We start from the raw sequence: 26,127 nt of genomic DNA on the forward strand, positions 1-26,127 counted from the left end.
TTTACTGCTCCAAAGTCTTACGAATATTTTCGATTTCCGTTTCATCAATGTCATCGTGGGCAAGGTGCTCAGGAGCCTTGTTCCAATCTGAGAAGAGGTTGGACACAGCTTGCACAGCGACCAAGCTGATGATGGCCAGAAGTGAAGCCTTCAATGTGCCTGGGATGGGTGGATCCCAAAACGTTCCGAAAACCTCCATACGGGCCCAACGTGCTGCCGCATCGTTGTAGCCCCCCCAGACAAGCGCAAAGGCAAAGAAAACGATTAAAACAACAGAAATAACGTCAGCAGTTTTTTGCGCCCAGCGTGGCATCATATCGTAGATAACGTAGATCCGAATATGGCTTCGCTGCTGCATGGCGTACTGACCAGCGAACAAGAACACGAAAGCAGCAATCCAAAGCGACATCTCGTTGGCCCACAAAGTTGGCGCTGAAAATACATACCGCGCAACCACCTCGTAGAACATTACCATCACAATTACAGCAATCGCGATCATGGTAAGCCTGGACGTCACCAAAGTTAGTTTGTCAAAAAAGCCGTCGGGCACGGGCTCAATCGCACCTTTGGTGTCAGAAAAATAAAGCGAGGTCATGATTAAAGTAAAGGCAACTGATACCCAAGTAACCGGTACAATTGGCCGCCCTTCAGGCCGGATCATCTCATACAGGCCCATACCTTCCTCTGCCCACAAATGGGTGGACAAGAGATACAAGTAGATGACGCCCGTAATACAGCCAGATGCAATCGCTAGCATTTTTACTGGTTGGCGCATCTTCCCCAACCAAAGACTATTAGTCTGCATAATTTGCCCCAATCACGTGTTGGTTTAACTCTGCTGGAAGGGGCTGGCGAACCTGGTAGTTCGCCAGCCCCGAGCTAACCGCTAATTGCGGCCATTGAGCATTAGTTGATCAGGCCCAGAACGGTCATGTACTCAACATGGCTGTCTACCAGCGCAGCTGCCTCAGGCGAACGTGTTGCCCAGTCAGCCCAAGCTTCTTGAGCCATCGAGCGGAACATCGCACGATCTTCTGCCGACCAGTCGTGAAGCACGATACCATCTGCTGTCAACTGAGCCGCCGCTTCGGCGTTTGCAACGTCCATGTAAAGGGTCAGCTGCAGAGAAAGCTTCTGCCATGCAACTTCCATGATGCGCTGCTGCTGCTCAGTCAAACCATCCCAAACGTCCTTGTTACAGGCTAGGTGGTCAGATGGCATTGAGTGGAAGCCAGGGAATGACGCATGCCCTACGATGTCGTAAAGACCCATTGCTACGTTGTTAGCAAGCGCAGAAGCGTCGGCGCCGTCGATCACACCCGTCTCAAGAGCGGTAAAGATGTCGGTAAAGTCCATCACGATAGGCGATGCGCCGAGCTTCTCAAAAATCTCGGTCTCCATTCCAGGAGGCGAGCGGAACTTCCAACCTACAAGATCTGCTGGTCCAGCGATTGGACGGGAAGAAGACATCGATTCTTGGCCAAACAGCGACCAGCCGATGAGCTGCATGTTGTATGCATTGTACAGCTCCTGGGCATCGTCGTATCCACCGCCTTGGTAAAGCCACGAATACTGCTGCCATGGAGTGTCATAACCACCCATGATATCGCCCAAGAATTGGAAGGCAGGGTTTTTACCAGTTTGGTAAGCGGCGCCGGTTGCGTCGCAATCCAGAATGCCGTTAACCGCAGCGTCCCAAGTTTCAACAGAACCCACAACAGATGAGGAGAAGAACATCTCTACAGTAATGTCTCCACCCGACATTACGTTAACGTCGTCAGCCCACTGTGTAATATGACGACCAAGCGGCGTTTCAGCAGCGTGGTGAGTTTGGATCCGGAGATTGACCGGGTCCGCTGCCGCTGCGCCGGCGACCATAGCACCCGCTGCAGCTGTTACTAAAAGCGATTTAATTTTCATCGTTCCTCCCTTTGCGGCTTTAGCCGCTGAGTATTTTGCTGCTGTACTGCAGCTTTTAAAATTCGATGGCGCACCATCTAGAATCGACGGTAGCCAAAGCGCTATCGACAATCAACAACTTTTGGTATACCAAAATTTTTCATCTCAATTACTTCAAACGTTGTTAGTTGGTTTGTTTTCGGTTGTGAAATTTCTATGTCAGAGTTTTCGTCGCAAAATTTGGCTGACCAAACGGCTCTAAAGCTCAGAAGATGCATCCTTAGAGGTGACGTCAAACCTGGCGATCCAATCAAGGAACGAGACACAGCCATCGTGATGGGTGTGAGTCGTACGCCGATGCGCGAGGCGATCCGTATGCTGTCCAAGGAAGGGCTCATTGAGCTTCGGCCAAGCAGGAGTCCAATAGTTGCAGAGCTGAATATAACGTCCGCAACAGAGCAGGCTGCAGTCCTTATTGCTTTGGAAAATCTTTCCGTTGAACTAGCGTGCGAAAACGCGACCGAGAAAGATCTAGAGGACATGCAGCAAATTGTTGAAAATATGGATTCGAATTTCTACCAGTTCGACCCCCTCGACATGTTTGAGATTGACATGTCGTTTCATACAGCTATCGCCAAAGCGTCGCACAACTCGGCACTAGCAAAGACACATCAAGCCTTTCAGCAACGGCTATGGCACGCACGCTATTTAGCCGCGCGGCAACGTCGCAACCGAGATCGTGTCGTCAGTCAACATAACGCTATCCTAGAAGGGTTGAAAATGAGAGACAAACGGGCCGCTTGCAGCGCAGTGGGAGCGCATCTGTCACAATTAGCCGAAGATATTCGTCAACAGATTACAAACCAACATGCCCGGAAGGGTACATAACGAGATCAAATCAAGAGTGGGAGAATAATAGATGAAATTACTGCGCTACGGCCCCCAGGGTCAGGAAAAGCCAGCTATTCTAGATGCAGAAGGCCAAGTGCGCGACCTGTCGGGCCATGTCGCCGATTTCGCAGGCGCAGCCGTGTCACTTGAGGCTTTGGACACAATCCGCAAAATCGACATCTCAACGCTACCCGTTGTTGCCAATCCTGGTCGGATTGGGGCCTGCCTTGCCTCTGTGCCTAATTTCTATTGCATTGGCTTAAACTATGCCAAACACGCCGCCGAGACGGGCGCAGAGCCCCCAAAGGAGCCCATCATTTTCTCCAAAGCGACCTCATCCTTGTCTGGCCCGTTTGACCCTGTGGTCATTCCACGCAATTCGGTCAAAGCCGATTGGGAGGTCGAGCTTGGCGTGGTGATCGGCCGCGAGGCGCTTTATGTCAGCGAGGCAGATGCGCTCTCTTATGTGGCGGGCTATTGCACCATTAACGATGTCTCAGAGCGCGAGTTCCAAATCGAAAAAGGTGGTCAGTGGATCAAAGGCAAATCTGCCCCAACCTTTGGCCCTACAGGCCCCTATCTGGTCACCGCAGATGAGGTTGGCGATCCACAAAAACTGGGGCTAACCTTGTCGCTGAATGGCGAAGTTGTGCAGGATTCGAACACCGATGATATGATTTTTGGTGTCGCGAAAATCATCTCCTACATGAGCCAATTCATGAAACTGGTTCCGGGCGATATCATCGCGACAGGCACACCTTCGGGCGTAGGTATGGGGATGAAACCGCAACGATTCCTCAAGCCAGGTGATATGATGGAGATCGAAGTGAAGGGTCTCGGCGCACAAAAACAAACAGCCGAAGCTGCAAGCTAAGGCCATCTAAGTTTCCCAAGGCGGGGTTGGCCCGCCTTGGTTTTTTATGTTCGGCCAGAGTTTGTCCCCATGTCGCGCACGCCCAACCTTAACGGCTTTCTGTATTTCGAAACCGTGGCACGGCGGGGCACGATCAGCCGCGCCGCCGAAGAGATGTCAGTATCGCCCTCAGCGGTCAGCCAACAAATCAAACTTCTTGAACAAAATCTGGGCGTAAAGCTGTTCCGCCGTCAGGGGCGTATGTTGAGCCTGACGCTGGAAGGCGAGCAACTGTTTCAATCGGCCTCTGTGGCGCTTCGCATGCTGCGCGACACAAGCCGTCATTTCAAACGCGGGCGCGAAACTTATCAGCTGAATATGCGCGTAACCCCCAGTTTTGGGGTGCGGTGGTTGGGCCCCCGCCTGTCTGATTTCATCGCGCGACATCCTGATTGGGATCTTCACATTGATGCGGCCCCCGACCCCACCGATTTTGACCGCGAGATGATGGAACTGGATCTACGCTATGGCACGGGGAATTGGCCAGGCTATCACAGCGAAGCGGTGTTTGACGATTGCGTGGTTCCCCTGTGCAGCCCCGACTACCTAAAAGAGCTCCCACAAAGCGGCGATGCCGCCGCCACCCTTGCCGCGGCACGTCTCATTGGCACGCCACGGACCTTGTGCCAGTGGGACTATTGGCTGAACCACAATGCCATCACCCTGCCCGAACGGCATATGCCGATTTTGATGGATCGCTCCTCTATGGCGCTGCAACTGGCCGTTGATGGGGTGGGCGTGGTGCTCGACAGCATGTCCTTAGCTATGCCTGAAATCGCCGAGGGGCGGCTTGTGCCAGTTCTGCCGCAAATTCCCGTTTTGCGCTTTACATCCTATTGGGCGATCTGCCCGAGCCGCTATATCAAGCGGCGCGCTGTGCAAGAATTTCTTGCATGGTTAAAATCGCAGACCAAGGATTTCGAAATTGAAATCACCGCTGCCTGCGCCCGCCACGGATTGCGTCAAACCCGTATAGAGTTCGACCTCGAGCGGGCGGCAGAGCAGCATTAGGTTCAGTGGATCAACGATCCACCGTTCACATCGACCTCAGAGCCCGTGACATAGGCCGAAAGATCAGATGCCAAGAACAACGCGCAACCTGCCACGTCCGAGGCTTCGCCCGCGCGCCCCATCGGGATGCCCGCAAGGATCTGCACCTTCATCTCAGGGGTCAGCTTGCCCGCCGTGATATCGGTAGCGATAAATCCTGGGCAAATCGCATTGGCACGGATGCCATCAGGCGCCAATTCCCGTGCCATTGCCTTGGTCAGGCCCAAAACACCCGCCTTGGCCGCCGAATAATGCGGCCCGCCAAAAATACCGCCGCCCCGCTGCGCCGATACCGATGACATATTCACAAGCTTGCCACTTTGGCGCTCACGCATATGCGGGATTACAGCTTGGCTCATATTCAGCGTGCCAAGCAGGTTCACATCTAACACGGCATCATAGTTTTCATGGCGAATTTCCATGATCTTTAACGGCTGTGTGATGCCTGCATTATTGACCAAAATATCAATCTTGCCATAGGCCTCGAGGATCACAGCGACCGCGCGGTCGCAATCCTCTTTACGGGTCACATCGCAGGCAAGCCCGATATGGCCCGCACCCAAATCAGCGGCGGCTTCTTCGGCTTGGCCCTCGTCCAAATCCAAGATTGCCACTTTTGCGCCATGCTCGACGAAAAGCTTTGCCGTGGCCTTGCCCAATCCGCGCGGGCTTGCAGCCCCTGTGATGATGGCAATCTGTCCGTCCAGTAAACCCATTCTCGCTTCTCCTTTGACCGCGCCGCGCGGCGCGTGGTTATTGGTCGACCCAACGGCGCAGTTGCTCTGCAATCCGTTCAACTGTGATCCCGTATTGGTCATGCAGGCTTGGCAATGCGCCTGCGTCCAAAAATTCATCTGGCAAGCCAATTTGGCGCAATGGCACGAAGACATCATGCGTCATCAGCGTCTTGGCGACCGCATCACCAAGCCCGCCGGTGATGGAATGATTTTCTGCAACCACCACAAGGCGCCCGTTTTTTTGTGCCTCGGCAAGAATTGTGTCTTGATCCAAGGGTTTGATGGTTGGGCTGTGCAACACCGCAACGCCAATGCCATCTTGCGCCAGAACCTGCGCCGCATCCAAAGCGCGCATGGTCATGATCCCTGAAGAAATGATCAAAACATCCGCACCCTCGCGCAGCAACTTCGCGCGACCAAGCTCAAAACTATAATCATACGCGCCCAATACATTGGCCACTTGCCCGCGCAAAAGCCTCATATATGCAGGGCCGTTATAGTCTGTGATGGCGCGCGTGGCCTGTGCCACATCCACCGCATCGCAAGGGTCAATCACCACCATATTGGGCATCGCCCGCATGATCGCCATGTCTTCGGTCGCTTGATGGCTTGGGCCATAGCCCGTGGTCAGACCCGGCAGCGCGCAGACGATTTTGACGGGCAGGTTTTCCTCTGCAATCGCCATAGCGATAAAGTCATAGGCGCGCCGCGCGGCAAAAACCGCGTAGGTGGTTGCAAAGGGCGTAAACCCTTCGCGGGCAAGCCCTGCTGCGGCCGACATCAAAAGCCCTTCGGCCATGCCCATCTGATAAAACCGCTCAGGATAGGCCTGCGCAAAAATATGCAGATCGGTGTATTTCGACAAATCGGCAGACAACCCCACGATATCCGCACGGGTCTTGGCCAAGTCCACCAATGCATGACCAAATGGCGCTGCAATCGTCTCGCGGCCTTCGGCATCGAGAGAGGCGATCATAGCGGATGTGCGCACTGCATCTGCGCCACTTGCGCGGCTGCGGGGGGTATATTTCGACTTTCTGCGGGAATGGGGAGGGATGCTCATAGCGGCTTTTTCTCCTCATGCTCAGCCAAGGCCTTGGCCCATTCATCGGCTTCGACACGGATAAAATGCGTTTTCTCACGGGTCTCAAGAAAGCTGATCCCATGACACATTTTGGTATTGCAAATAATAACACGAGGGCATGGATTGGGATGCGTTTTGGCCGCATCAAAGGCCGCAACCACCGCTGCTAAATCATTGCCATCCACCTCTTGTGCGAACCAGCCAAAGGCCTCCCATTTCGGCGCTTCGGCCCCTTGGGCCAAGGCCGCACGACTTGGACCATCGGCCTGTTGATTGTTGAAATCAACGATCGCAATCAGGTTGTCCAATTTCCATTGGGTGGCAGACATCACGGCCTCCCAAGTCGAGCCTTCGCCAAGTTCGCCATCTGACAAAAGATTATAAACAAAGGCAGGGTTGTTCTTGCGTTTCAGACCCAAGGCTGCGCCCACCGCAATGCCCAACCCATGACCAAGCGATCCGCCTGTGATCTCCATTCCAGGCGTATAGGCGGCCATGCCCGACATCGGCAGGCGGCTATCATCCATGCCATAGGTGGCGATTTCATCCTCGGGCAAAATCCCCGCTTCAATCAGCGCCGCATAGAGCGCGATCGCATAGTGACCTATGGAGAGATAAAACCTATCGCGCCCTTCCCATTCTGGATCATCGGCGCGCAAGCGCATCGCATGAAAATAGGACACGGCCAAAACATCAGCGACACCAAGCGCCTGACCGATATAGCCTTGCCCCTGCACCTCGCCCATCAATAGCGCGTTGCGCCGAATGGCCCAAGCCCGTTGTGCCAGCGACATATTTGCTCCGCTCTGGCTCACAAGACCCCTCCCTACATGCTCTGCGATTTCCCCGTGATATCCGCGCAGAAGATGCGGCAGCGACAGGGCGAAAAACAAGACCAGATAAATGAATTATCTTTAAGCCCTGCTTTAAGATAATGCTCAAAAAAAATGATGGTTATTGTCGCAGCCGTCCCGTTATCAAAGATAGGGCTTGTGCCGCAACCAATAGGGGAAAGACATCATGAACCTGTCACGACTGCTTGCCGAATATAATGCCGCCAAGGGGCCTGTGCGTGTTGGTTTGATTGGGGCGGGGAAATTTGGCTCAATGATCCTCGCGCAGGCAAAGCACATCAAGGGCTATCACATCGTGGGCGTTGCGGATCTTGATATCAGCAAGGCCAAAGCCTCCTTCGCGCGCGTTCATTGGGCTGCCGAGGCCTATGACGCCCAAACCCTCTCTGACGCTTATAAGACGGGCAAAACCTGCATTACTGATGACGCGCACGCGTTGATGGAATTTGATGGCATCGACTGCGTGATTGAGGCCACAGGGCATCCGATTGCAGGCATCCGCCATGCGCTTGCCGCCATTGAGGCGGGCAAACATGTGGTCATGGTTAATGTTGAGGCCGATGTTCTATGCGGGGCCTATCTGGCCGCGCGCGCCCGTGAAAAAGGTGTGGTCTATTCCATGGCCTATGGCGATCAGCCCGCCGCCATTTGCGAACTTGTCGATTGGGTGCAGGCGAGCGGCTTTGAATTGGTCGCCGCAGGAAAGGGCATGAATTTCTGCCCGCATTACCGCTATTCGACCCCCGACACGGTCTGGGGCTTTTTCGGGTGGAGCGATGAAGAAGTCGCTGCAGGTGATTTCAATCCAAAAATGTATAACAGTTTCACCGATGGCACGAAGGCCGCGATTGAAATGGCCGCGGTCGCCAATGCCACAGGGCTTGACTGTCCAGAGGATGGCTTGGCCTTTCACCCTGCGGGCCTGCATGATCTGGCACGCGTATTCAAACCCCAATCCGAAGGCGGGCAATTGGCCCGTGCAGGTTTGGTCGATATCGCAGCAAGTCGCGAGCCCGATGGGCGGGTGGTGATGAACAATATCCAGTACGGAATGTTTGTCACCTTTCGGGCGCCCGATGAATATACGCGGGCCTGCTTTCAACAATATGGGCTCTTGACCGATGACAGCGGGTGGTATGGGTCGATGTGGCGGCCGTTTCATTTGATCGGCCTTGAAACATCGGTTTCCGTGTTGAATGCGGTTTTGCGAGGCGAGGCCACAGGCAGTTCAACGCTTTACCGCGCCGATGCAGTCGCAACCGCCAAAGGGGATTTCAAAGCAGGCGACTATTTGGACGGCGAAGGCGGGTTCAAAGTGTGGGCCAAGGCAATCCCCGCAACGCGCGCGGCCAAGGTCAATGCCTTGCCAATCGGGCTTGCACACCACATCAAACTCAAGCGCGACATCGCCCGCGACCAGATCGTGACCCTAGACGATGTCGAAATTAAAGACGATCTCGATATATTTGAGATGCGCCGTGCCTTGCGCGAAATGGCCAATGGCTAGGGAGGGCAGCATGAACATCCAATCCATGGCGGATTCAATCCGCTTTTTGGCACTTGATACGATTGTGGCAGCGGGTGAGGGTCATCAAGGCGTCCCGCTTGGCATGGCCGAGATTGCCGCAACGCTTTACGCCAATCACCTCAAGGTTGACCCCAAAAACCCGCTCTGGCCCGACCGCGATCGCGTGGTTCTCTCCAATGGTCATGGATCTATGTTGCTTTATGCGCTGTTGCACCTCTCAGGCTATGAGAAGGTTGATCTTGCGGCGGTGAAATCTTTTCGAAAATTGCAATCGGTCTGCGCAGGCCATCCCGAGATTGAGCAAGATGCAGGGATTGAGATCACCACGGGGCTGCTTGGCCAGGGCATCGCCTGTGCGGTTGGCATGGCCGTGGCCGAAGAACGGATGCGCGCGGAATTTGGCGCTGATCTCTGCGATCATCGCACATGGGCCTTTGTTGGCGATGGCTGCTTGCAGGAGGGCATTGGCCAAGAGGCGATTTCACTGGCGGGTCACTTGCGCTTGGGGCGTCTGACATTTCTTTGGGATGACAACCATATCACCGATGACGGCGACACTGCTTTGTCGATCAGCGAGGACATTCCCGCCCGTTTCACAGCGGCGGGGTGGCATGTGGTCGAGGTGGATGGCCATGATATCGCCGCGATTGATGCCGCCATTCTATCTGCAAAGTCTGACCCCCGTCCGTCTTTGATTGCCTGCCGCACCACAATCGCGCGCGGCATCCCCCGCCTTCAGGGGCAACGCGGCGGACATAGCGCGCCACTCTCTCCAAAAGACGCGGCTGAGGCGCGCGCTGCGCGCAACTGGGCGCACGAGGCCTTTGTGATCCCGCAAGACATTTATGCCGATTGGACAGCCGCAATGTCGCGCAGCAGAGATGCCGCGCGGGATTGGGCCGCGCGTCTAAAATCTGACCCAAAGGCGGCAGAATTTACCCGCCGAATAGAGGGCGTATTGCCCCAAAACTGGCCGCAAATTATGGCCGATATTGAGGCGCGTTTAACAGCAACGGGCGCAGCCCGCGCGACAATCGCCTCATCAGGTGATGTTTGCGAAGGATTAGAGGCCGCTTTGCCCGAGCTGTGCATTCTCTGCGCAGATTTGGAGGCCCCCACCAATCACAAGCGCGGTCGCGCGGCATTCGGCCCTGAGAACCGCCAAGGCAGCTATGTGCATTGCGGGGTGCGCGAGCATTTAATGGGGGCAATGGCCTGCGGGATCGCCGCCCATGGTGGGCTGACTGCGGTTAATGTGACCTATCTGGCCTTCGCAGATTACGAGCGCCCTGCGATGCGGATGGCCGCCTTGATGGGGCTGCCCGTGCTTTTTGTCTTTAGCCATGACTCCATCGGGGTCGGGTCGAATGGACCAACCCATCAGCCCGTTGAAATCCTCGCCAGTTTTCGCGCTATGCCGAATTTCTGGGTGATGCGCCCCGCCGATGCGCGCGAAACAGTCATGGCATGGGATCAAGCTCTGCGCCGCAAATCAGGCCCCACCCTTTTGGCGCTCAGCCGTCAGGACTTGGTGCAGCTGCCCCAAATATCGGGTTGTGCCAATGGGGGCTACATCCTGGCAGGCGAAGACCCTCGCGATATCACGCTGATTGCAACAGGCAGTGAAGTTGCACTTGCGCTTGACGCAGCCGCGCAGTTGCAAGAGGCAGACATCCGCGCCACGGTTGTCTCGTTGCCCTGTTGGGAAATTTTCGAAACCCAAAGCCCCACGCAGCGCGCCGCAATCTTGGGCACGGGGCCCAAAATCGGTATTGAGGCCGCTGTGCGGTTCGGATGGGATCAAATCCTTGCCCCAGAAGATCCGTTTATCGGCATGACGGGCTTTGGCGCCTCTGCAAAAGCGCCCGAACTCTTCGTCCATTTCGGCATCACAACCGAGGCCATTGTTGCCGCCGCCAAAGCACGGCTTTCGCGTTAAGTCGTAAGATAATTCTCTAGCGTTTTGCGCACCCCCTCACGGGACAGGGCTAGATAGGCATCCGTCACGGGAGCATGAATATCAGCGGCAAGGCTTGGGTCGAAGATCGCCTCAAGGCCCAAAATTCGTGTAACCGCCTCGGCCCCATCCACGCCTGAATGAGCGGCCCGCAGGACATCGGCCATAGGATCGCGCAACTCAATCGCCTCCCCCGCCTCGTCAAAGCCAGCGGTGTAGCGCATCCAACCTGCAACAGCGAGGATCAGACCCCGATCCTCAGCCCCCTTTTTGCGCGCCGCGCGCAATGTCCCAAGCAGGCGTTGCGGTAATTTCTGGCTGCCATCCATCGCGATCTGCCATGTGCGGTGCTGGATCGCAGGGTTCTTGAACCGTGCACGCAAGGCTGCCGCATAATCTTCAAGCGATACACCCTTAGGCGGGGTCAAATGAGGAATGATCTCGCGCGCCCACAGCCGTTGCGCATAGGCGTCAAACACGGGATCAGCCATAACATCCGTGATCGTATGATGCCCCGCAACATAACCCAAATAAGACAAGGCCGAATGGGAGGCGTTGAGCATCCGAAGCTTCATATCCTCATAGGGGGCGACATCTTGCACCAACTCTGCCCCGACCTGATCCCATGCAGGGCGCACACCGCCGACAAAATCATCCTCCATCACCCATTGGCGATAAGGTTCATGCACCACGGGTGCGGCATCGGCAAAGCCCGTCAGGCGTGCCACTTCTGCGCGGGTCTCATCGGTCGTAGCGGGCACGATCCGATCGACCATGGTTGACGGAAAGGCCCCATGATCCGCGATCCATTGTGCAAGATCTGGGTCAAGGATTTGTGCAAATTCCAAAACCAGCCCGCGCAAAAGTTTCCCGTTATGAGGTAGGTTATCACAGCACAAAACGGTAAAGGGCGGGATGCCCGCCGCCTTGCGCAAGGCAAGCGCGCGGGTGAGATAGCCAATGCTGCTTTGCGGGCTATCATGGGTCAAATCATGGATGATATCAGGGTGATCTCGATCCAACGCGCCGCTTGCGGGATGGTGGCAATAGCCTTTCTCCGTGACGGTCAGCGAAACAATTTTGACCGAAGGGTCTGCCATTGCGGCAAAAACCGCAGAAGGGTCTTCTGGGGCAACCAAAACCGCGCTTAGGCTTGTAACAAGGAGAAGCTCCGCACCATCTGGGGCAAGTTCCAAAGCGTGATAAACAGCGCCTTGCGGTTGCAGCGCATCACGGGTTGTGGGCGATTTGAGAGAAACCCCGATGATCCCCCAATCCCCGCATGCCTTTGCCATGGCCTGTTGCGTGTAAATTGCCCCATGCGCGCGAAAAAACGCGCCAAGGCCCAAGTGAACAATGCCCGGGCTTGGGGCAGATACCGTGCGGGTCAAAGGGCTATCGGGCAAGCCATCCTCCATCTACATTGATCACCGCACCATGAATATAAGCCGCCGCAGGCGAGGCGAGAAAGGCCGCCGTATGACCAATATCTGACGGCTCGCCCCATCGACCTGCGGGAATGCGCGCCAGAATTGCCGCATTGCGATCGGCATCTTTGCGCAGGTTTTCCGTGTTGTTGGACACAACATAACCCGGCGCAATCGCGTTAACGTTGATGCCGTCTGCCGCCCATTCATTGGCCAAAATTTTGGTTAAACCCGCAACCCCATGTTTTGAGGCCGTGTAAGCAGGCACGCGAATGCCACCCTGAAACGCCAACAATGAGGCAATATTCACCACCGCTGCGGGGCCGCGCGGCGCGGGGTCAAGATGCGCCTTGGCGAAGGCCTGCGTGGTAAAAAACAACGCCTTGAGATTTACATCCATCACCGCATCCCAATCCGCCTCCGTATAATCGAGACTGTCCTCGCGGCGGATGATGCCCGCGTTATTGACCAAGATGGAATAGCCCGCGCCCGCAAAAATTTCGCGCGCGGCCATGGGATCCGCAAAATCAAGGATCATCTCATCAGCAATACCGCCCTTCGCCGCAATCGCCGTGCAAGTTTCAGCGCAGTCGCGCCGCCCCGCACAAGTGACAGATGCCCCTTGATCGGCCAAGGCAAGGGCAATGGCCTGACCAATGCCCGTATTCGCCCCCGTCACCAAGGCCCGTCTGCCTGCGAGGGAAAACGCGCTCATCTTAGATCCTCCAGATCGACAAAATCCATATCCGTGAAATCGACATTATCCCCTGCCATGGCCCAGATGAATCTGTAATGCCCATGCCCCGCGCCCGCGTGAATTGACCACGGCGGCGAGAGCACAGCCGCCTCATTTCCCACAACCAGATGACGGGTTTCTTGCGGTTCCCCCATCAGATGCAGCACCCGCGCCTCGGGCGCCATATCCCAATAAAGATAGGCTTCCATGCGCCGATCATGCGTGTGTGGCGGCATCGTGTTCCAGACCGATCCTCGACCCAAAGTGGTGTAGCCCATGACCAATTGGCAGCTTTCCATCACCAAAGGATGGATGAATTGGTTGATCACGCGCTCATTGGCCGTCTCAGCCGCACCCAAGGCCACGCGATTGCTGTCTTTCGGTGTGAGATGACGATGTGGATAGCGGCGATGCGCGGGGGCGGAGGTAATGTAAAACCGCCCCGCCCCAGAGAAGGTCACATCGCCCGCACCCATGCCCAGATAAAGCACATCGCCCTGCGCCATCTCCCACAGCTGGCCATCCGCGCTGACTTGGCCTGTGTCCCCAATATTGACGATGCCCAGTTCACGGCGCTCCATGAAACTGGCCGTGCGCGTCTGTGCAATTTTATCAAGGCGCAGACTGCCGCCATTTGGCACAGCGCCGCCAAGGGTGAAGCGGTCATAATGCGTATAACACAGCTTGACCTTGCCGCTCTCAAACAGACCTTCAACCAAAAAGGACGCGCGCAACATTGCCGTATCCATACCCTTTGCGTGGTCAGGGTGAATGGCATGGCGGGTTTCAACCTCGATCATCAGGGCAGTCCTTTCAAAGTTTATAGGCACGGCGCGCAAGCCCCGTGGTTAATTCCTGCATCAGATCACCCGCTTCGCTTTCGTCCAAGCGTCCCGTGACAATCAATTCCGCCAAATAGGCCGCATCGACCCGCCGGGCGACATCGTGGCGCGCGGGGATCGAGCAAAAGGCACGGGTGTCATCATTGAACCCTGCAAGGTTATAGAAGCCTGCGGTTTCCGTAACCGAACGGCGAAAGCGCATCATCCCTTCATAGCTGTCATGGAACCACCAAGGCGGGCCCAGAAAGAGACAAGGATATACCCCCGCTAAAGGTGCCAGTTCGCGGGCGTAGCTGCTTTCGTCCAAGGTGAATAGGATCAGGTGAAATCCGTCCGCGCGGCCAAATTCCTGCAACAAAGGGCGCAGCGCGGTGACGTAATCGGTGCGTTGTGGGATGTCGTAACCCTTATCCCGACCAAAGCGCGCCAAGACCCAATCTGAATGATTGCGCTGTGATCCTGCATGTATTTGCATCACCAAACCATCTGCAATCGACATGCGCGCCATCTCTGTCAGCATTTGCGCGCGAAACAACTCCCGCGTGGCGGGATCAGCCTTGCCTGTCATGACATCGTCAAACAGGGCCGCGGCCTCGGCCTGCGAGAGATTGGCGGTGTTGGCCGTTGGGTGGCCATGGTCAGTCGCAGTTGCACCCAAAGATGCAAAATACGCGCGGCGGGTATGATGGGCCGCGAGATAACTCTCCCATGTTACAGCACCGCCACCATGCGCACAGAAGGCTTCGACATTGCCTATGAACCCATCAAAATCAGGATCAATAACCGCATCAGGCCGATAGGTGGTGATTACACGACCCTGCCATCCGCTGTCGCGGATCCTACGGTGGTGGGCCAAGTCATCAAGCGCGCTTTCCGTGGTTGCAAGAACCTCTAAGTTGAAGCGCTCAAATAGGGCGCGGGGCCGAAAGGCGGAGCTTGCTAATTTCTCGTTGATGGCATCAAAAGCCGCGTCTGCCGTCTCTGGCGATAATCTTTGATCTAGGCCAAACAAATCTTGCAGCGCGTGGTCAATCCACATCCGCGAAGGGGTCGCTGCAAAAAGGCGATAGTGTCGCGCAAACAACCGCCAGATTTTGCGCGACTCCCTTTCCACCGCACCACCATCGGCACGCGGCACGCCTAAATCCTCTAACGCGACACCTTGGGAATGAAGCATCCGAAACACGTAGTGATCTGGCGTAATGAACAGTTTGGCGGCGTCTTCAAAGGGTTCATTCTGCGCGAACCACTGGGGGTCGGTATGACCATGGGGTGAGATGATCGGCGCATCCTTGACCTGCGCATAAAGCGCACGGGCCAGCAACCGCGCTGTAGGCTCTGTAGGAAACAGGCGGTCTTCGCTCAAAAAGCTCATAGGCGGCCCCTTTTGATTAATCTTCTTGCAAACTGATATGCTAGTATATAACCTACGTCAATCAGACAGGGATTGATCCTGAAATGACCCAAGATATGCCACTCATATCGCTTGACCGAACCGCCCGCCCTGCGATCGCGGATTTGGTCTATGGGGAATTGCACAAACAGGTGCTCAACCTTGACCTGAAACCTGGTGAGAAGCTGTCAGAAGCTGAGATCGCAAAACGGTTTGAAGTCTCCCGTCAACCAGTGCGCGATGCGTTCTACAGGCTTTCGAAAATGGGCTTCCTGCTGATCCGCCCGCAACGCGCCACATTGGTGTCGTTGATCTCCACCCGGGCGGTGATGCAGGCCCAGTTCATTCGCATCGCGCTTGAGGCTGAGGCCGTGCGCCATGCGGCCACGCGGCTTACTACGGCGGATATTCAAGCATTGGAGGGGCTGATCGCAGAACAGGCCGCCGCCAAAGACGCGGGCGACAAGCTGCGGTTTCATGCCGCCGATGACGCCTTCCACCGCGAAATCTGCTTGCGGGCGGGGCTAGAATTTACATGGGACCTGATTGCCGAAAACAAAGGCCATATGGATCGGGTCAGAATGCTGTCCTTGGCGTTTTCATCGCAAACGGCATGGGATGATCATATCGCACTGACCCGCGCCTTGGCTGATCGTAATCCTGATGGCGCGGCCGATATAATACGCGCGCATCTCTCACGGATCCATGAGCAACTGATCCGTATTCGGACCGAGCACGAAGACTATTTCGAAGATGACGACCCAAATGAGGCATCCCTGCCTCTCAGATTGCCAGAAAAGAGGATGCTCTAATGCAAGAACCTGTTGCGCGCAACGGAAGCCATCTCGCCCCAGATATGATCGAACGTTATTGGGAGGATGGGTTTCTATTTCCAATAGATGTTCTGTCACGCGATGAGGCGCAAGCCTATCGTACTCAACTGGAATTGGTCGAGCGTGATTGGCTAGACGGTGATTTGCCCCTGCCCCTCAACACCTACAAACGCGTCAACGCGCAGCTGGTAATGCCCTTTGTCCATGAGATAGCGACCAAGCCACAGGTCTTAGACGTGATTGAAGGCGTTCTTGGACCTGATATTTTGATCTATAGTGCCGAGTTTTTCATTAAAAACGCGCAAAGCGATCAGTATGTCTCGATGCATCAAGACTTGACCTATTGGGGAATGGGCACCACCTCTGAGATGGTCACCGCTTGGATCGCCCTTTCTCCAGCAACGCGGGCAAGTGGCTGTATGGATTTCGTCAAAGGCAGTCATAAATCGGAAATTCTACCTCATACCGATACGTTCAGTGAGAAGAACCTGCTGTCGCGTGGCCAAGAGATTGCGGTCGATGTGGCCGAGACAGACAAAACCGCCATTGAGCTGATGCCGGGGCAAATGTCGTTACATCACGGGCTGACCATTCATGGCTCTGGTCCAAATGTCTCGGATGATCGGCGCATCGCGGTTGTAGTACGCTATCTCACGCCTAAAGTAGCGCAAAACATGGCCGATCAGGATTTTGCTATGCTTGCGCGTGGCATCGACCGGGTGGGCAAGTTTATCCATTACACCGCGCCGCAAACTCTGTTTGAGTCTCGCGCAATTGATCTTTATGACGAAATAAGGCAGTCGCGCGCCAAAGCGATGATGGCAGGCGCAAAAGCACAAAAAGGCATCTACGCCTAAGACCCCATAGTTTAGAAAGAGCCCGCCCCATGCTCGCGATGCTGCATGTTCTGACACATGACATCCTGCCAGTCTTTGCCATGATGGCACTGGGTTTCATACTCGGTAGGGGTAACTTAGTCAGTGTTCCAGATGCGAAAACGCTTAACCGTGTAGCATTTCTACTACAGCCTGCACTTCTGTTTCCCCTGACGAATTTGCTCGATTGGCATGACTTTCAATTCGACGCAATCGGTCTTTATGCAATTTGCCAAATAATAATATTTAGCATTACTTTTTTCATCTGCCGGGTCGTTTTAGGTCGCGAAAAGCTTGAGGCCTGGCTGCTCTCAATGGCCATGATTTTCGTAAACACTTTGCTATACATGTGGCCGATTTCATATCTAATTTATGGCGAAGCCGCAGCCCTTCCGATCACTGCAATTGTGGCATGGGATGCCACTATTACATTTGCTTTCTTCATAATAACAACGGATTTGATGGCCAACTCAAAAGCAAATGTTTACCAATCTATGCGCCGCATAGCACTCAACCCTGTGTTGATTTCAATTTTTTTGGGGATCGTCACCAACTTGATGGGCGTAGTAGCGCTGGAACCAATACTCACAGGTCTCGACTTTGCTGGGGCAGCTGCTGCGCCGCTGACGTTATTCGCACTTGGCGTGATCCTATCAAGCCATCCACTTACACCCAACGCCAGTGTCATCATGCTTACAGGGATAAAACTTCTAGCGTTCCCAGCCTTGGTATTTGCAGCTTTGAGCCTTGGAGAACGTCCAGCCCAATGGAATACGCTTGTGGTCCTTTGCGCAGCGGGTCCGTCCGGGGCAATGGCATTTACACTCGCAATGCTACACGGAGTACGCACAGATACTATCGCCCCAGTCATTATCTGGACATCAACCCTCTCGCTGATCTCACTTGCCTGGTTGGCTTAGCAATACCGCTCGATCGTACGCATGTGATTGTAAGAATAGCGATCCCCGCGGGCAAATCCCACAGGTAACACTGCTTCGATCCGCGCCATATCAGCATCGGAAAGGGCAACCTCATCAGCGCGAACCCATTCCATTAGATGCGCCGCAGTCCGTGTTCCAGGTATGGGAACAAACCCAGCGCCACGCTGCAGCACCCACGCCATTGCCATGGCGGATACAGGTACAGATTTGGCCCTTGCTAATTCTTTGAAGCGGTCGATCAGAGCCTTGTTTTTTGGATAATTCTCGGTTGAAAAACGTGGAATATCACGGCGCAAATCACCCTCGGCCATCAGCGTCGGATCGGGATAATTTTCGCCAAAGACGCCGCGCGCCAGAGGCGAAAACGGCACAAAGGTAATATCCAATTCTTCACAACTTTGGATTACTCCCAATTCCGGCAATCGAGACCAGAGTGAATACTCACTTTGGACTGCAAGCGGGGGTAAAATTGCATGAGCTTCCCTAACTGTCGAAGGCGCTACCTCAGATAGACCGTAACCGCCGATCTTTCCCTCTCGGATCAAATCTTGCATTACCCCGACAGCCTCCGATAAGGGCACTGCGGGATCGCGACGATGCAGATAATATAGTGCGACATGATCTACACCGAGGCGCTTCAGCGATCCTTCTATTTCAGCTCGAATATGGTCGGGGCGGTTGTTAACCGGCTCTTTGGCATCACGTTGGATCCCAACTTTTGTAGCAAGCACAACATCACGACGGGCTTTTTTTAGCCAAGAGCCAAGAACAGTTTCCGATCTCCCCATTCCGTAGACATTAGCCGTGTCCAAAAATGTGATGCCCATCTCATAAGCGCAATCAAGGCACGCGTGGCTTGTTGCCTCATCCGTTTCGCCAAATACACCCGCAAAACTCATACATCCCAAACCAATTGCCCCAACCATGGGCCCATTTGCACCAAGTCTGCGCTGTTTCATAAAGTCCCCTGCATCATTTATAAAAGGTCATGGACATAGGGGACAGATGAAACCGAACTGTCAAGGTTATGAAAAAAATGACTCTTTTCAAAAACTCAGAAATTGCCCACAGTCGCATCTTAACAAGATCTGAAAGAGGTAGCTGCTAATGTCGATACTCGCGTCTTTGACTCCACGAAAGGGCTTACGCGTTTTGATAACTGCTGGAGCCAGCGGCATAGGCAAACACATCACGGATGGGTTCATAGAAGCCGGCGCTCGTGTCCATATCTCTGACATCAACTCAGATGCCCTCAATGAGGCAATAGGCGGCCCAATCACGGGAACCCTAGCAAACTCAGCTAGTCCCGAAGATACCAAGCAGCTGTTTACACAAGCGATGCTAAACCTGGGGGGGCTTGATGTAGTAATTGCAAATTCGGGGATAGCAGGGCCCACAGCAACTATTGATGATGTCTCACCAGAAGATTGGGATGAAACACTCGAAGTTAACCTGAAAGGAGCCTATCTAGCAGCTCACCACTCAAGCAATGAACTAATTAAATCAAAAGGCTTATTTATCGCAATGTCGTCAGCCGCTGGTCGACTTCCCTATGCTTTTAGGACACCTTATTCAGCCTCCAAATGGGGCGTAGTAGGATTGGCTAAATCCCTCGCTGCAGAGCTTGGTCCAAAAGGGGTGCGCGCCAATGCTATTTTACCGGGAATAGTTCAAGGACCCCGCATGGATGGCGTGATATCGGCCCGAGCCGAACAAACAGGCGTAAGCTTTGAAGAAATGCGGAATACATATCTTGCCAAAGTATCGTTGCGTCGAATGGTAAGCCCGCAGGACATTGCATCAATGTGTCTATTTTTGTCATCTCCCGGGGGCTCCAACATTTCAGGTCAAGCTCTAAGCGTCTGTGGTGGTGTTGAAACACTTTAATTCTGCTTGGATCATGTTCATTACACTAAAATACTCAGGTAAGCTTGCTAACAGCTTTTAGAATAAGGAGCCGCCAGAATGCCAAAATCTTCACGTAAGGTGGTCATCACATGTGCGGTTACAGGCGCAATCCACACGCCATCTATGTCACCCTTCCTTCCTGTCACCCCACAAGAGATCATTGATGACGGGATCAAGGCCTTTGAGGCAGGCGCATCTATTTTGCACCTGCACGCGCGCGATCCTGAAAATGGACGGCCTACACAGGACCCTGAGATGTTCCGCAAATTCCTGCCACAACTCAAACAGGCAACCTCAGCGGTGTTGAACCTAACCACAGGCGGTTCGCCCCATATGACCGTGGCGGAGCGAATGCGCCCTGCCGCAGAGCTCAAGCCCGAGGTTGCCTCCCTCAATATGGGAAGCATGAATTTCGGACTGTATCCCATGCTTAACCGTTTCAAAGAGTTCAAACATGACTGGGAGCGCGAGCATCTCGAAAACAGCCGCGACCTTGTCTTTAAAAACACATTTGCCGATATCGAACACATCCTGCGCACGGGCAATGCCAATGGCACGCGGTTTGAGTTTGAATGTTATGACACAAGCCATCTCTACAATTTGGCGCATTTTGTGGATCGTGGCTTAGTCAGGTCCCCTTTCTTGGTTCAAACCGTCTTTGGCCTCTTAGGAGGAATTGGCGCGCACCCCGAAGATGTCGCACATATGAAGCGCACTGCAGATCGCTTGTTCGGGGATACTTATGTGTGGTCTGTTTTGGGTGCAGGGCGCAATCAATTGCCCGTGGCGGCCCAAGCCGCTGCGCAAGGGGGGAATATCCGTGTCGGGCTTGAGGACAGCCTTTGGTCGGCGCCGGGTCAATTAGCACAAAGCAATGCCGACCAAGTTAGAAAAGCTCGTGCCTTGCTTGAAGGACTGAGCCTCGAAGTGGCAACGCCTGACGAAGCGCGCGAGATGCTAGATTTGAAGGGGGCGGGTGATGTCGCATTCTGATCCAAAAGGCGCGGTCATTGTCACGGGCGGCTCACGCGGGATCGGGGCCGCAACGGTGCGCCGCTTGGCCCTTGCAGGCTATCCTGTGCTCTTCACCTATCACAGCAACGCCGCCGCTGCTGATACGCTCTGTGCAGACCTTCATGCACAGGACGCGCAAGTGGTGGCACTGCAATCTGATGCGGCTGACCCCGCCGCGGCGGAGGCCGTGGTGACCGAATGCATAAGGCGCTTTGGGGCCCCAATCGCGCTATTTGCAAATGCTGGCATCACGGGACCTGCCCTACCATTGCGTGATCTGGACATGGCTGATCTGCGGCGTGTTATTGATACCAACCTTCTGGGTGTTTTTGCGATCGCCAAGGCCGCCACTGCCGCGATGCCCCAAGGTGGGTCTGTCGTTTTGATGTCCAGCCGTGCGGCAAAACTGGGTGGCGCGGGCGAATGGGTGCATTACGCAGCCTCAAAAGGAGCGATTGACACTATGACCGTCGGCCTTGCCCGCGAACTGGGGCCAGCTGGCATCAGAGTGAATGCGGTGGCCCCTGGCTTGATCGATACGGAGATTCATGCAGCCGCAGGAGTGGGAGACCGGCTAGTCACAATGAAAAAAAATGTACCGATGCAGCGTATCGGACGGGCTGATGAGGTAGCCGAGGTCGTCAGTTGGTTGCTCTCAGACGACGCAAGCTATGTGACTGGAACAATTGTGGAAGTCTCAGGGGGGCGCTAGGCGTTTATAACCCCGCCTAGTATAACCCTAAATGTTCTAATCCACACCATCATTGCCCCTATTGGCCTTGCGTATTAAGGCCAAACAGCAGGGTCAATTTGCCTTCGACTTCGGCAAAAACGGCAAGGGCGCGATTTGCACGCCCTCCTCAATCAATGCTTTGGCTTCACCGGGGGCGGCTTCGCCGTGGATCATGCGCTCAGGCGCGGTGCCATCATGGATTGCGCGCGCTTCTTTGACAAAATTCTTGCCAACATAGGTCGAATTTTCTTCGACATGTTTGCGCATCGCTTGGATCATTTCCTGAAGTTTACCATCGGGGGCGCTTAGCGCCCCTGTGGGCGGGGTGCTTGGCACAGGCAGGTTATGTGCAATTTGAGGGCTATCGCCATCGCCATCGCTTGGGGCGACACGAGGCGCCATGATCGCCTTTGTGACATCAGAAGATCCGCAAACACCACAAGACAGCAATTCCCGCTCCGCCAGATCGTCAAAGGCGGCAGCAGATTGGAACCAACTGTCAAACCCGTGCCCTTCGGCACATTTCAACGCATATCGGATCATAGAGTTCCTAACTGTGGCGAAAACGTCAGATTGCAAGTGGCGCTAAGTGTTACATCCTGCGCATTGCCCCCTGCAAGGGCCAAAATTACGTTGCAGGTGGCGGTGGCAGAAACCCTTTCAGGATCGCCTTAAGGTCAGGCTCCCGCACCTTTGACGCGGCCTTTTTCGCGGAAAACCATTTGCGCCGCCGCTCCCCCGCTTCGGGATATTTATCGGCCAAAGATTTCACCTCGACAGGAAAGACGGACACGATACAGGGCACTGGATCGGTGCCATCAATCTCTTTGGAATAGGAATAAAGCCCGACACAAAGGTCTAGGGTCGTGCCGCGCACACCTGCCTCTTCCCATGCCTCTATCCCTGCGGCTTCGGCGGGGGTTTTGCCATCCATGGGCCATCCTTTGGGGATGATCCACCGCTCACTGTCACGCGAGGAGATCAACAAAATCTCGACGCCTTTCTTCTTGCGGCGAAAACACAGCGCTGCAAATTGCGAGCGCGGATCCCGTTTGGATGCCCCCTCAACCCGTAATGGCCCTTGCACTGTGCGAAGATTGCTCATCGCGTTTTATCACTGCTCTTTGTTATATTCGTTATGTCCCAGTTTGCCGAACTTTCCCAAGAAAAGCAAAATAAACCATAAATTTTTCAAGCGGGGGTTGGCGCATGTAGCACCCGCGCCCTTGATCACATTGGCATTTCAACTAACTTTTGCACAAATGCCAATCGAAGGAGCAGCATTGATGACAGTCTCAGGAATTTTGGCCAAATCCGTTTTGGTTTGGGCTGTGGCCACATCAATGGCCGTGGCTGTAGAGGATTTCACATTTCCTTCGATTGACGGCGGTGAATATCGGTTTTCAGACTGGCGTGGGCAGCCAATTTTGGTGGTAAACACGGCATCGCAATGCGGCTTCACACCACAATATGAGGGATTGCAGGCCTTGCATGATCGTTATGCTGATCAGGGATTGATCGTATTGGCCGTGCCTTCCGATGATTTTGGGCAGGAACTGGCCAACGAGGCCGAAGTGGCCGAGTTTTGTGAATTGAATTACAATTTGACCCTTCCGATGACCGAGATCACGCGGATTAAAGCCCCCGATGCACATCCATTTTTCGAATGGCTCGCACGCGAACACAATGCGCGTCCGTCATGGAATTTTTCAAAGTTCCTCATTGATGGAAATGGTGAATTTGTCGAAGATTGGTCAAGCCTGACTGGCCCGACAAGTGGCGCGATCATTCGGGCGGTTGAGCGCGAATTGGCGCGCTAGTCCCTGTGACCACACCCGTTTTTCTTGGCTCCGAGATATATCGCGGATCAACCTATGGTTCGTGGCACCCATTGCGCATTCCGCGTGTCTCAACTGTGATGGATTTATGCCGAGCCATGGGGTGGCTGAGCGCCGCGCAATATCGCCAAAGCCCGCGAGCCAAGCCAAAAGCCCTGACTGCATGGCATGACCCCCTCTATATCGAGGCGCTCATGCGCGCCGAAGAAACCCAAGATGTGGATGACGCAACCCGCGCGCGCCATGGCCTTGGGACTGTGGCAAACCCCGTCTTTCCCGAAATGTATCGCCGCCCCGCCACGGGGGCAGGTGGCGCGCTTTTGGCGGTTGAATTGCTGCGCGCGGGCGGTGCCGTTTTTCATCCAGGCGGTGGCACGCATCACGGTCTGCCCGACCGCGCGAACGGGTTTTGCTATCTCAATGACCCTGCGCTTGCGATCACGGCGTTGCGACAGCAAGGGCTGACGCGCATCGCCTATGTCGATATGGACGCCCACCATCCAGACGGGGTGGAGCACGGGTTCAAGGGCGCGTCCGATGTCTTGATGATCTCTGTGCATGAAGAGCGGCGTTGGCCATTTACAGGGGCGCTGGACGATGATGGCGGGGGAAATTGTCTAAACCTGCCCGTCCCGCGCGGGTTTCATGATGCGGAAATGGCACTCATTCGGGATATGCTGATCTTACCCGCCCTTGCGGCGTTTTCGCCTGAGGCCATCGTTTTGCAATGCGGTGCTGATGCGGTGACCGATGATCCGCTCTCAAGGCTCTGTCTCTCTGCGCAAAGCTATTGGGACATGGTCGCTGCCGTTCAATCGTTACGCTGTCCCCGCCTATTGGTGACAGGGGGTGGGGGCTATAACCCATGGACAGTCGCCCGCGTCTGGAGCGGGATTTGGGCCAAACTCAGCGGGCAAGATATTCCTGACCGCCTCCCACAAGAGGGCGAAGCGATCTTGCGGGGCCTATCTTGGGCGGGACATTCGAAAGGGAAATCACCACCCGCGACATGGTTCACGCAGTTGCATGACAACCAAGACGAAACACCAATTCGCGATACAATCCGAAATCGCATTGCCCTGCTCTCTGCGCGCCCTGCGGCGCAGGGCGTTTTGCCATAAAAAAGGCGGCCCCGAATAAGGGCCGCCTGATTGTCATTCGCGCACCACAAGGGCTTAGGCGATTTTCGGCAGCAAGCTGTCGATTGAGGCCTTTGCATCGCCATAGAACATCCGCGTGTTCTCTTTGTAGAAAAGCGGGTTCTCAATGCCCGAATAGCCCGTGCCCTGCCCCCGTTTGGAGACAAAAACCTGCTTGGCTTTCCAGCATTCCAACACAGGCATCCCTGCGATTGGCGAGTTGGGGTCTTCTTGCGCGGCTGGGTTCACGATGTCGTTTGAACCGATCACAATGGCCACATCGGTGGATGGGAAATCCTCGTTGATTTCATCCATTTCCAGAACGATGTCATAGGGCACTTTGGCCTCTGCAAGCAGAACATTCATGTGACCGGGCAAGCGGCCTGCAACGGGGTGAATGGCGAAACGCACGGTTTTGCCTGCCGCGCGCAGTTTGCGTGTAAGCTCAGCCACACCTTGCTGTGCCTGTGCCACCGCCATGCCATAGCCTGGGATGATGATGATGCTGTCGGCCTCGTTCAGCGCATTGGCCACACCATCGCTGTCGATTGCGATTTGCTCGCCCTCAATGGCCTGCTGCTCGCCTTTGGCACCGCCAAAACCACCCAAAATCACGCTGATGAAACTGCGGTTCATGGCTTTACACATGATGTAGCTGAGGATGGCGCCCGAAGAGCCCACCAACGCCCCCACAACAATCAACAGATCATTGCCAAGGCTAAAGCCAATCGCGGCGGCCGCCCAGCCTGAATAGCTGTTCAGCATGGACACAACCACGGGCATATCCGCGCCGCCGATGCCCATGATCAGGTGATAGCCGATAAAGAGAGCCAGAACTGTCAATGCAATCAATGTCCAGCCGCCTGCGCCGCCCAGATACATCGCGGCCAACGCCAAGGATGCGGCAGCGGCAGCAGCATTCAAGATATGCCCACCAGGCAATTGCTTCGCCGCACTGTTCACACGCCCTGCAAGTTTGCCATAGGCGATGACGGAACCCGTAAAGGTCACAGCACCGATCCAAATCCCCAAGACCAATTCAACGCGCAAAATGCCAACTTCAACTGCGGTTTTCTTTCCCAACAGAGCCGCGAAATTGGACAGGGTGCCAAGCATTTCATAAACAGGCGCCGCAATCGGGCCTTTGGGTTGCGGGAAGGCCATACCTGCCTCGCGCAAAACCTCGCCCACGCTGACCAATTCAAGATGCGCGTTAAAGCCCACGAAAACGGCAGCAAGACCCACCAAGGAGTGCATGATTGCCACAAGTTCAGGCATTTGCGTCATTTGAACCTTGGTGGCGAGTTGATACCCAACCCCTGCGCCTGCCGCGATCAAGACCAATGACATCAGCCACAACCCCGAACCTGGGCCGATTAAGGTGGCCGAAATCGCAATGGCCATGCCTGCGATGCCATACCAAACCGCGCGCTTGGCACTTTCTTGTCCCGACAAACCGCCCAGCGAGAGGATGAAGAGGACGCCCGCGACTGCATAAGCCGCAATGGTGAAACCGAAATCCATATCTGATACCC

26 protein-coding genes are annotated in these 26,127 nt (G+C 54.8%); 13 read left to right on the forward strand and 13 right to left on the reverse strand.

Features of this window, described 5'->3' with window-relative positions; genetic code table 11:
• Window position 1: 1 nt before the first annotated feature.
• Both AAC621_RS03430 and AAC621_RS03435 read right to left on the reverse strand, forming a co-directional pair.
• Entirely contained in the window at window positions 2–805 is an 804-nt protein-coding gene (locus tag AAC621_RS03430; RefSeq protein ID WP_340252258.1) for a TRAP transporter small permease subunit, read from the reverse strand.
• 101 nt (window positions 806–906) lie between these two features.
• Entirely contained in the window at window positions 907–1,920 is a 1,014-nt protein-coding gene (locus tag AAC621_RS03435; protein ID WP_340252260.1) for a TRAP transporter substrate-binding protein, read from the reverse strand.
• Window positions 1,921–2,115: 195 nt separating this feature from the next.
• Here AAC621_RS03435 and AAC621_RS03440 point away from each other — a divergent pair, with 195 nt between their 5' ends.
• From AAC621_RS03440 to AAC621_RS03450, 3 genes are all read left to right on the forward strand, one after another.
• Entirely contained in the window at window positions 2,116–2,787 is a 672-nt protein-coding gene (locus AAC621_RS03440; protein ID WP_340252262.1) for a GntR family transcriptional regulator, read from the forward strand.
• 31 nt (window positions 2,788–2,818) lie between these two features.
• Window positions 2,819–3,664, forward strand: a complete 846-nt coding sequence (locus AAC621_RS03445) for a fumarylacetoacetate hydrolase family protein (protein WP_340252263.1) — start codon at window positions 2,819–2,821, stop codon at window positions 3,662–3,664.
• A gap of 69 nt (window positions 3,665–3,733) precedes the next feature.
• Entirely contained in the window at window positions 3,734–4,714 is a 981-nt protein-coding gene (locus AAC621_RS03450; protein ID WP_340252264.1) for a LysR substrate-binding domain-containing protein, read from the forward strand.
• Window positions 4,715–4,716: 2 nt separating this feature from the next.
• On the opposite strand, the gene AAC621_RS03455 is transcribed toward AAC621_RS03450, so the two are convergent.
• From AAC621_RS03455 to AAC621_RS03465, 3 genes are read right to left on the reverse strand one after another with little or no spacing between them, the layout of a single operon-like run.
• Window positions 4,717–5,469: an SDR family NAD(P)-dependent oxidoreductase gene (locus AAC621_RS03455; protein WP_340252266.1), complete on the reverse strand. Its 753-nt coding sequence runs from the start codon at window positions 5,467–5,469 to the stop codon at window positions 4,717–4,719.
• 37 nt (window positions 5,470–5,506) lie between these two features.
• Window positions 5,507–6,553 carry a transketolase family protein gene (locus AAC621_RS03460; RefSeq protein WP_340252268.1) on the reverse strand — a complete coding sequence of 349 codons (1,047 nt, stop codon included), beginning with the start codon at window positions 6,551–6,553 and terminating at the stop codon, window positions 5,507–5,509.
• A complete protein-coding gene (locus tag AAC621_RS03465) occupies window positions 6,550–7,368 on the reverse strand; it encodes a transketolase (RefSeq protein WP_317656691.1) in 819 nt (272 codons plus the stop codon). Before AAC621_RS03465 ends, AAC621_RS03460 begins: the two co-directional genes overlap by 4 nt.
• A 226-nt stretch (window positions 7,369–7,594) precedes the next feature.
• Between AAC621_RS03465 and AAC621_RS03470 the strand changes: the two genes are divergently transcribed.
• Window positions 7,595–8,935, forward strand: a complete 1,341-nt coding sequence (locus AAC621_RS03470; RefSeq protein ID WP_340252270.1) for an NAD(P)H-dependent oxidoreductase — start codon at window positions 7,595–7,597, stop codon at window positions 8,933–8,935.
• A 10-nt stretch (window positions 8,936–8,945) separates the two neighbouring features.
• Window positions 8,946–10,895 carry a transketolase family protein gene (locus tag AAC621_RS03475; RefSeq protein ID WP_340252272.1) on the forward strand — a complete coding sequence of 650 codons (1,950 nt, stop codon included), beginning with the start codon at window positions 8,946–8,948 and terminating at the stop codon, window positions 10,893–10,895.
• Here the strand turns inward: AAC621_RS03475 and AAC621_RS03480 are convergent.
• The 4 genes from AAC621_RS03480 to uxaC are packed head-to-tail and all read right to left on the reverse strand — an operon-like array spanning window position 10,892 to window position 15,293.
• A complete protein-coding gene (locus AAC621_RS03480; protein WP_445322480.1) occupies window positions 10,892–12,319 on the reverse strand; it encodes a mannitol dehydrogenase family protein in 1,428 nt (475 codons plus the stop codon). The two genes, AAC621_RS03475 and AAC621_RS03480, sit on opposite strands and share 4 nt — an antisense overlap.
• Window positions 12,309–13,055: a 2-dehydro-3-deoxy-D-gluconate 5-dehydrogenase KduD gene (kduD, locus tag AAC621_RS03485; protein ID WP_340252276.1), complete on the reverse strand. Its 747-nt coding sequence runs from the start codon at window positions 13,053–13,055 to the stop codon at window positions 12,309–12,311. Before kduD ends, AAC621_RS03480 begins: the two co-directional genes overlap by 11 nt.
• Entirely contained in the window at window positions 13,052–13,876 is an 825-nt protein-coding gene (kduI, locus tag AAC621_RS03490) for a 5-dehydro-4-deoxy-D-glucuronate isomerase (protein WP_340252278.1), read from the reverse strand. The genes kduD and kduI overlap by 4 nt, the downstream gene beginning before the upstream one ends.
• Before the next feature lie 13 nt (window positions 13,877–13,889).
• Entirely contained in the window at window positions 13,890–15,293 is a 1,404-nt protein-coding gene (uxaC, locus tag AAC621_RS03495) for a glucuronate isomerase (RefSeq protein WP_340252280.1), read from the reverse strand.
• 83 nt (window positions 15,294–15,376) lie between these two features.
• Between uxaC and AAC621_RS03500 the strand changes: the two genes are divergently transcribed.
• The 3 genes from AAC621_RS03500 to AAC621_RS03510 are packed head-to-tail and all read left to right on the forward strand — an operon-like array spanning window position 15,377 to window position 17,939.
• A complete protein-coding gene (locus AAC621_RS03500) occupies window positions 15,377–16,123 on the forward strand; it encodes a GntR family transcriptional regulator (RefSeq protein ID WP_340252282.1) in 747 nt (248 codons plus the stop codon).
• The gene (locus AAC621_RS03505; RefSeq protein WP_340252284.1) at window positions 16,123–17,001 is read left to right on the forward strand and encodes a phytanoyl-CoA dioxygenase family protein; all 879 of its coding nucleotides are present in this window, start codon (window positions 16,123–16,125) and stop codon (window positions 16,999–17,001) included. Before AAC621_RS03500 ends, AAC621_RS03505 begins: the two co-directional genes overlap by 1 nt.
• Window positions 17,002–17,030: 29 nt before the next feature.
• Window positions 17,031–17,939, forward strand: a complete 909-nt coding sequence (locus tag AAC621_RS03510; RefSeq protein WP_340252289.1) for an AEC family transporter — start codon at window positions 17,031–17,033, stop codon at window positions 17,937–17,939.
• On the opposite strand, the gene AAC621_RS03515 is transcribed toward AAC621_RS03510, so the two are convergent.
• Complete coding sequence (locus AAC621_RS03515; protein WP_340252291.1) at window positions 17,936–18,919, reverse strand: aldo/keto reductase; 984 nt, start codon at window positions 18,917–18,919, stop codon at window positions 17,936–17,938. The two genes, AAC621_RS03510 and AAC621_RS03515, sit on opposite strands and share 4 nt — an antisense overlap.
• A gap of 148 nt (window positions 18,920–19,067) precedes the next feature.
• Here AAC621_RS03515 and AAC621_RS03520 point away from each other — a divergent pair, with 148 nt between their 5' ends.
• The 3 genes from AAC621_RS03520 (at window position 19,068) to AAC621_RS03530 (ending at window position 21,594) form a co-directional block, all read left to right on the forward strand.
• Complete coding sequence (locus tag AAC621_RS03520; protein WP_340252293.1) at window positions 19,068–19,847, forward strand: SDR family oxidoreductase; 780 nt, start codon at window positions 19,068–19,070, stop codon at window positions 19,845–19,847.
• 78 nt (window positions 19,848–19,925) lie between these two features.
• Window positions 19,926–20,861 carry a BKACE family enzyme gene (locus AAC621_RS03525; protein WP_340252295.1) on the forward strand — a complete coding sequence of 312 codons (936 nt, stop codon included), beginning with the start codon at window positions 19,926–19,928 and terminating at the stop codon, window positions 20,859–20,861.
• Window positions 20,848–21,594 (forward strand): SDR family oxidoreductase, encoded by a 747-nt coding sequence (locus AAC621_RS03530; protein WP_340252297.1) that lies wholly within the window; start codon window positions 20,848–20,850, stop codon window positions 21,592–21,594. The genes AAC621_RS03525 and AAC621_RS03530 overlap by 14 nt, the downstream gene beginning before the upstream one ends.
• Before the next feature lie 93 nt (window positions 21,595–21,687).
• On the opposite strand, the gene AAC621_RS03535 is transcribed toward AAC621_RS03530, so the two are convergent.
• A complete protein-coding gene (locus AAC621_RS03535; RefSeq protein WP_340252299.1) occupies window positions 21,688–22,158 on the reverse strand; it encodes a DUF1178 family protein in 471 nt (156 codons plus the stop codon).
• An 85-nt stretch (window positions 22,159–22,243) separates the two neighbouring features.
• Complete coding sequence (locus AAC621_RS03540; RefSeq protein WP_340252301.1) at window positions 22,244–22,720, reverse strand: NUDIX hydrolase; 477 nt, start codon at window positions 22,718–22,720, stop codon at window positions 22,244–22,246.
• A 181-nt stretch (window positions 22,721–22,901) separates the two neighbouring features.
• Here AAC621_RS03540 and AAC621_RS03545 point away from each other — a divergent pair, with 181 nt between their 5' ends.
• Together AAC621_RS03545 and AAC621_RS03550 are read left to right on the forward strand one after the other, a co-directional pair.
• A complete protein-coding gene (locus AAC621_RS03545) occupies window positions 22,902–23,435 on the forward strand; it encodes a glutathione peroxidase (RefSeq protein ID WP_340252303.1) in 534 nt (177 codons plus the stop codon).
• Window positions 23,436–23,440: 5 nt separating this feature from the next.
• Window positions 23,441–24,574: an acetoin utilization protein AcuC gene (locus tag AAC621_RS03550; RefSeq protein ID WP_445322481.1), complete on the forward strand. Its 1,134-nt coding sequence runs from the start codon at window positions 23,441–23,443 to the stop codon at window positions 24,572–24,574.
• A 54-nt stretch (window positions 24,575–24,628) separates the two neighbouring features.
• On the opposite strand, the gene AAC621_RS03555 is transcribed toward AAC621_RS03550, so the two are convergent.
• Entirely contained in the window at window positions 24,629–26,116 is a 1,488-nt protein-coding gene (locus AAC621_RS03555) for an NAD(P)(+) transhydrogenase (Re/Si-specific) subunit beta (RefSeq protein ID WP_340252305.1), read from the reverse strand.
• Window positions 26,117–26,127 lie beyond the last annotated feature (11 nt).

The organism is Roseobacter sp. HKCC-CH-9208, assembly GCF_037805125.1.
GTDB lineage: Bacteria > Pseudomonadota > Alphaproteobacteria > Rhodobacterales > Rhodobacteraceae > M30B80.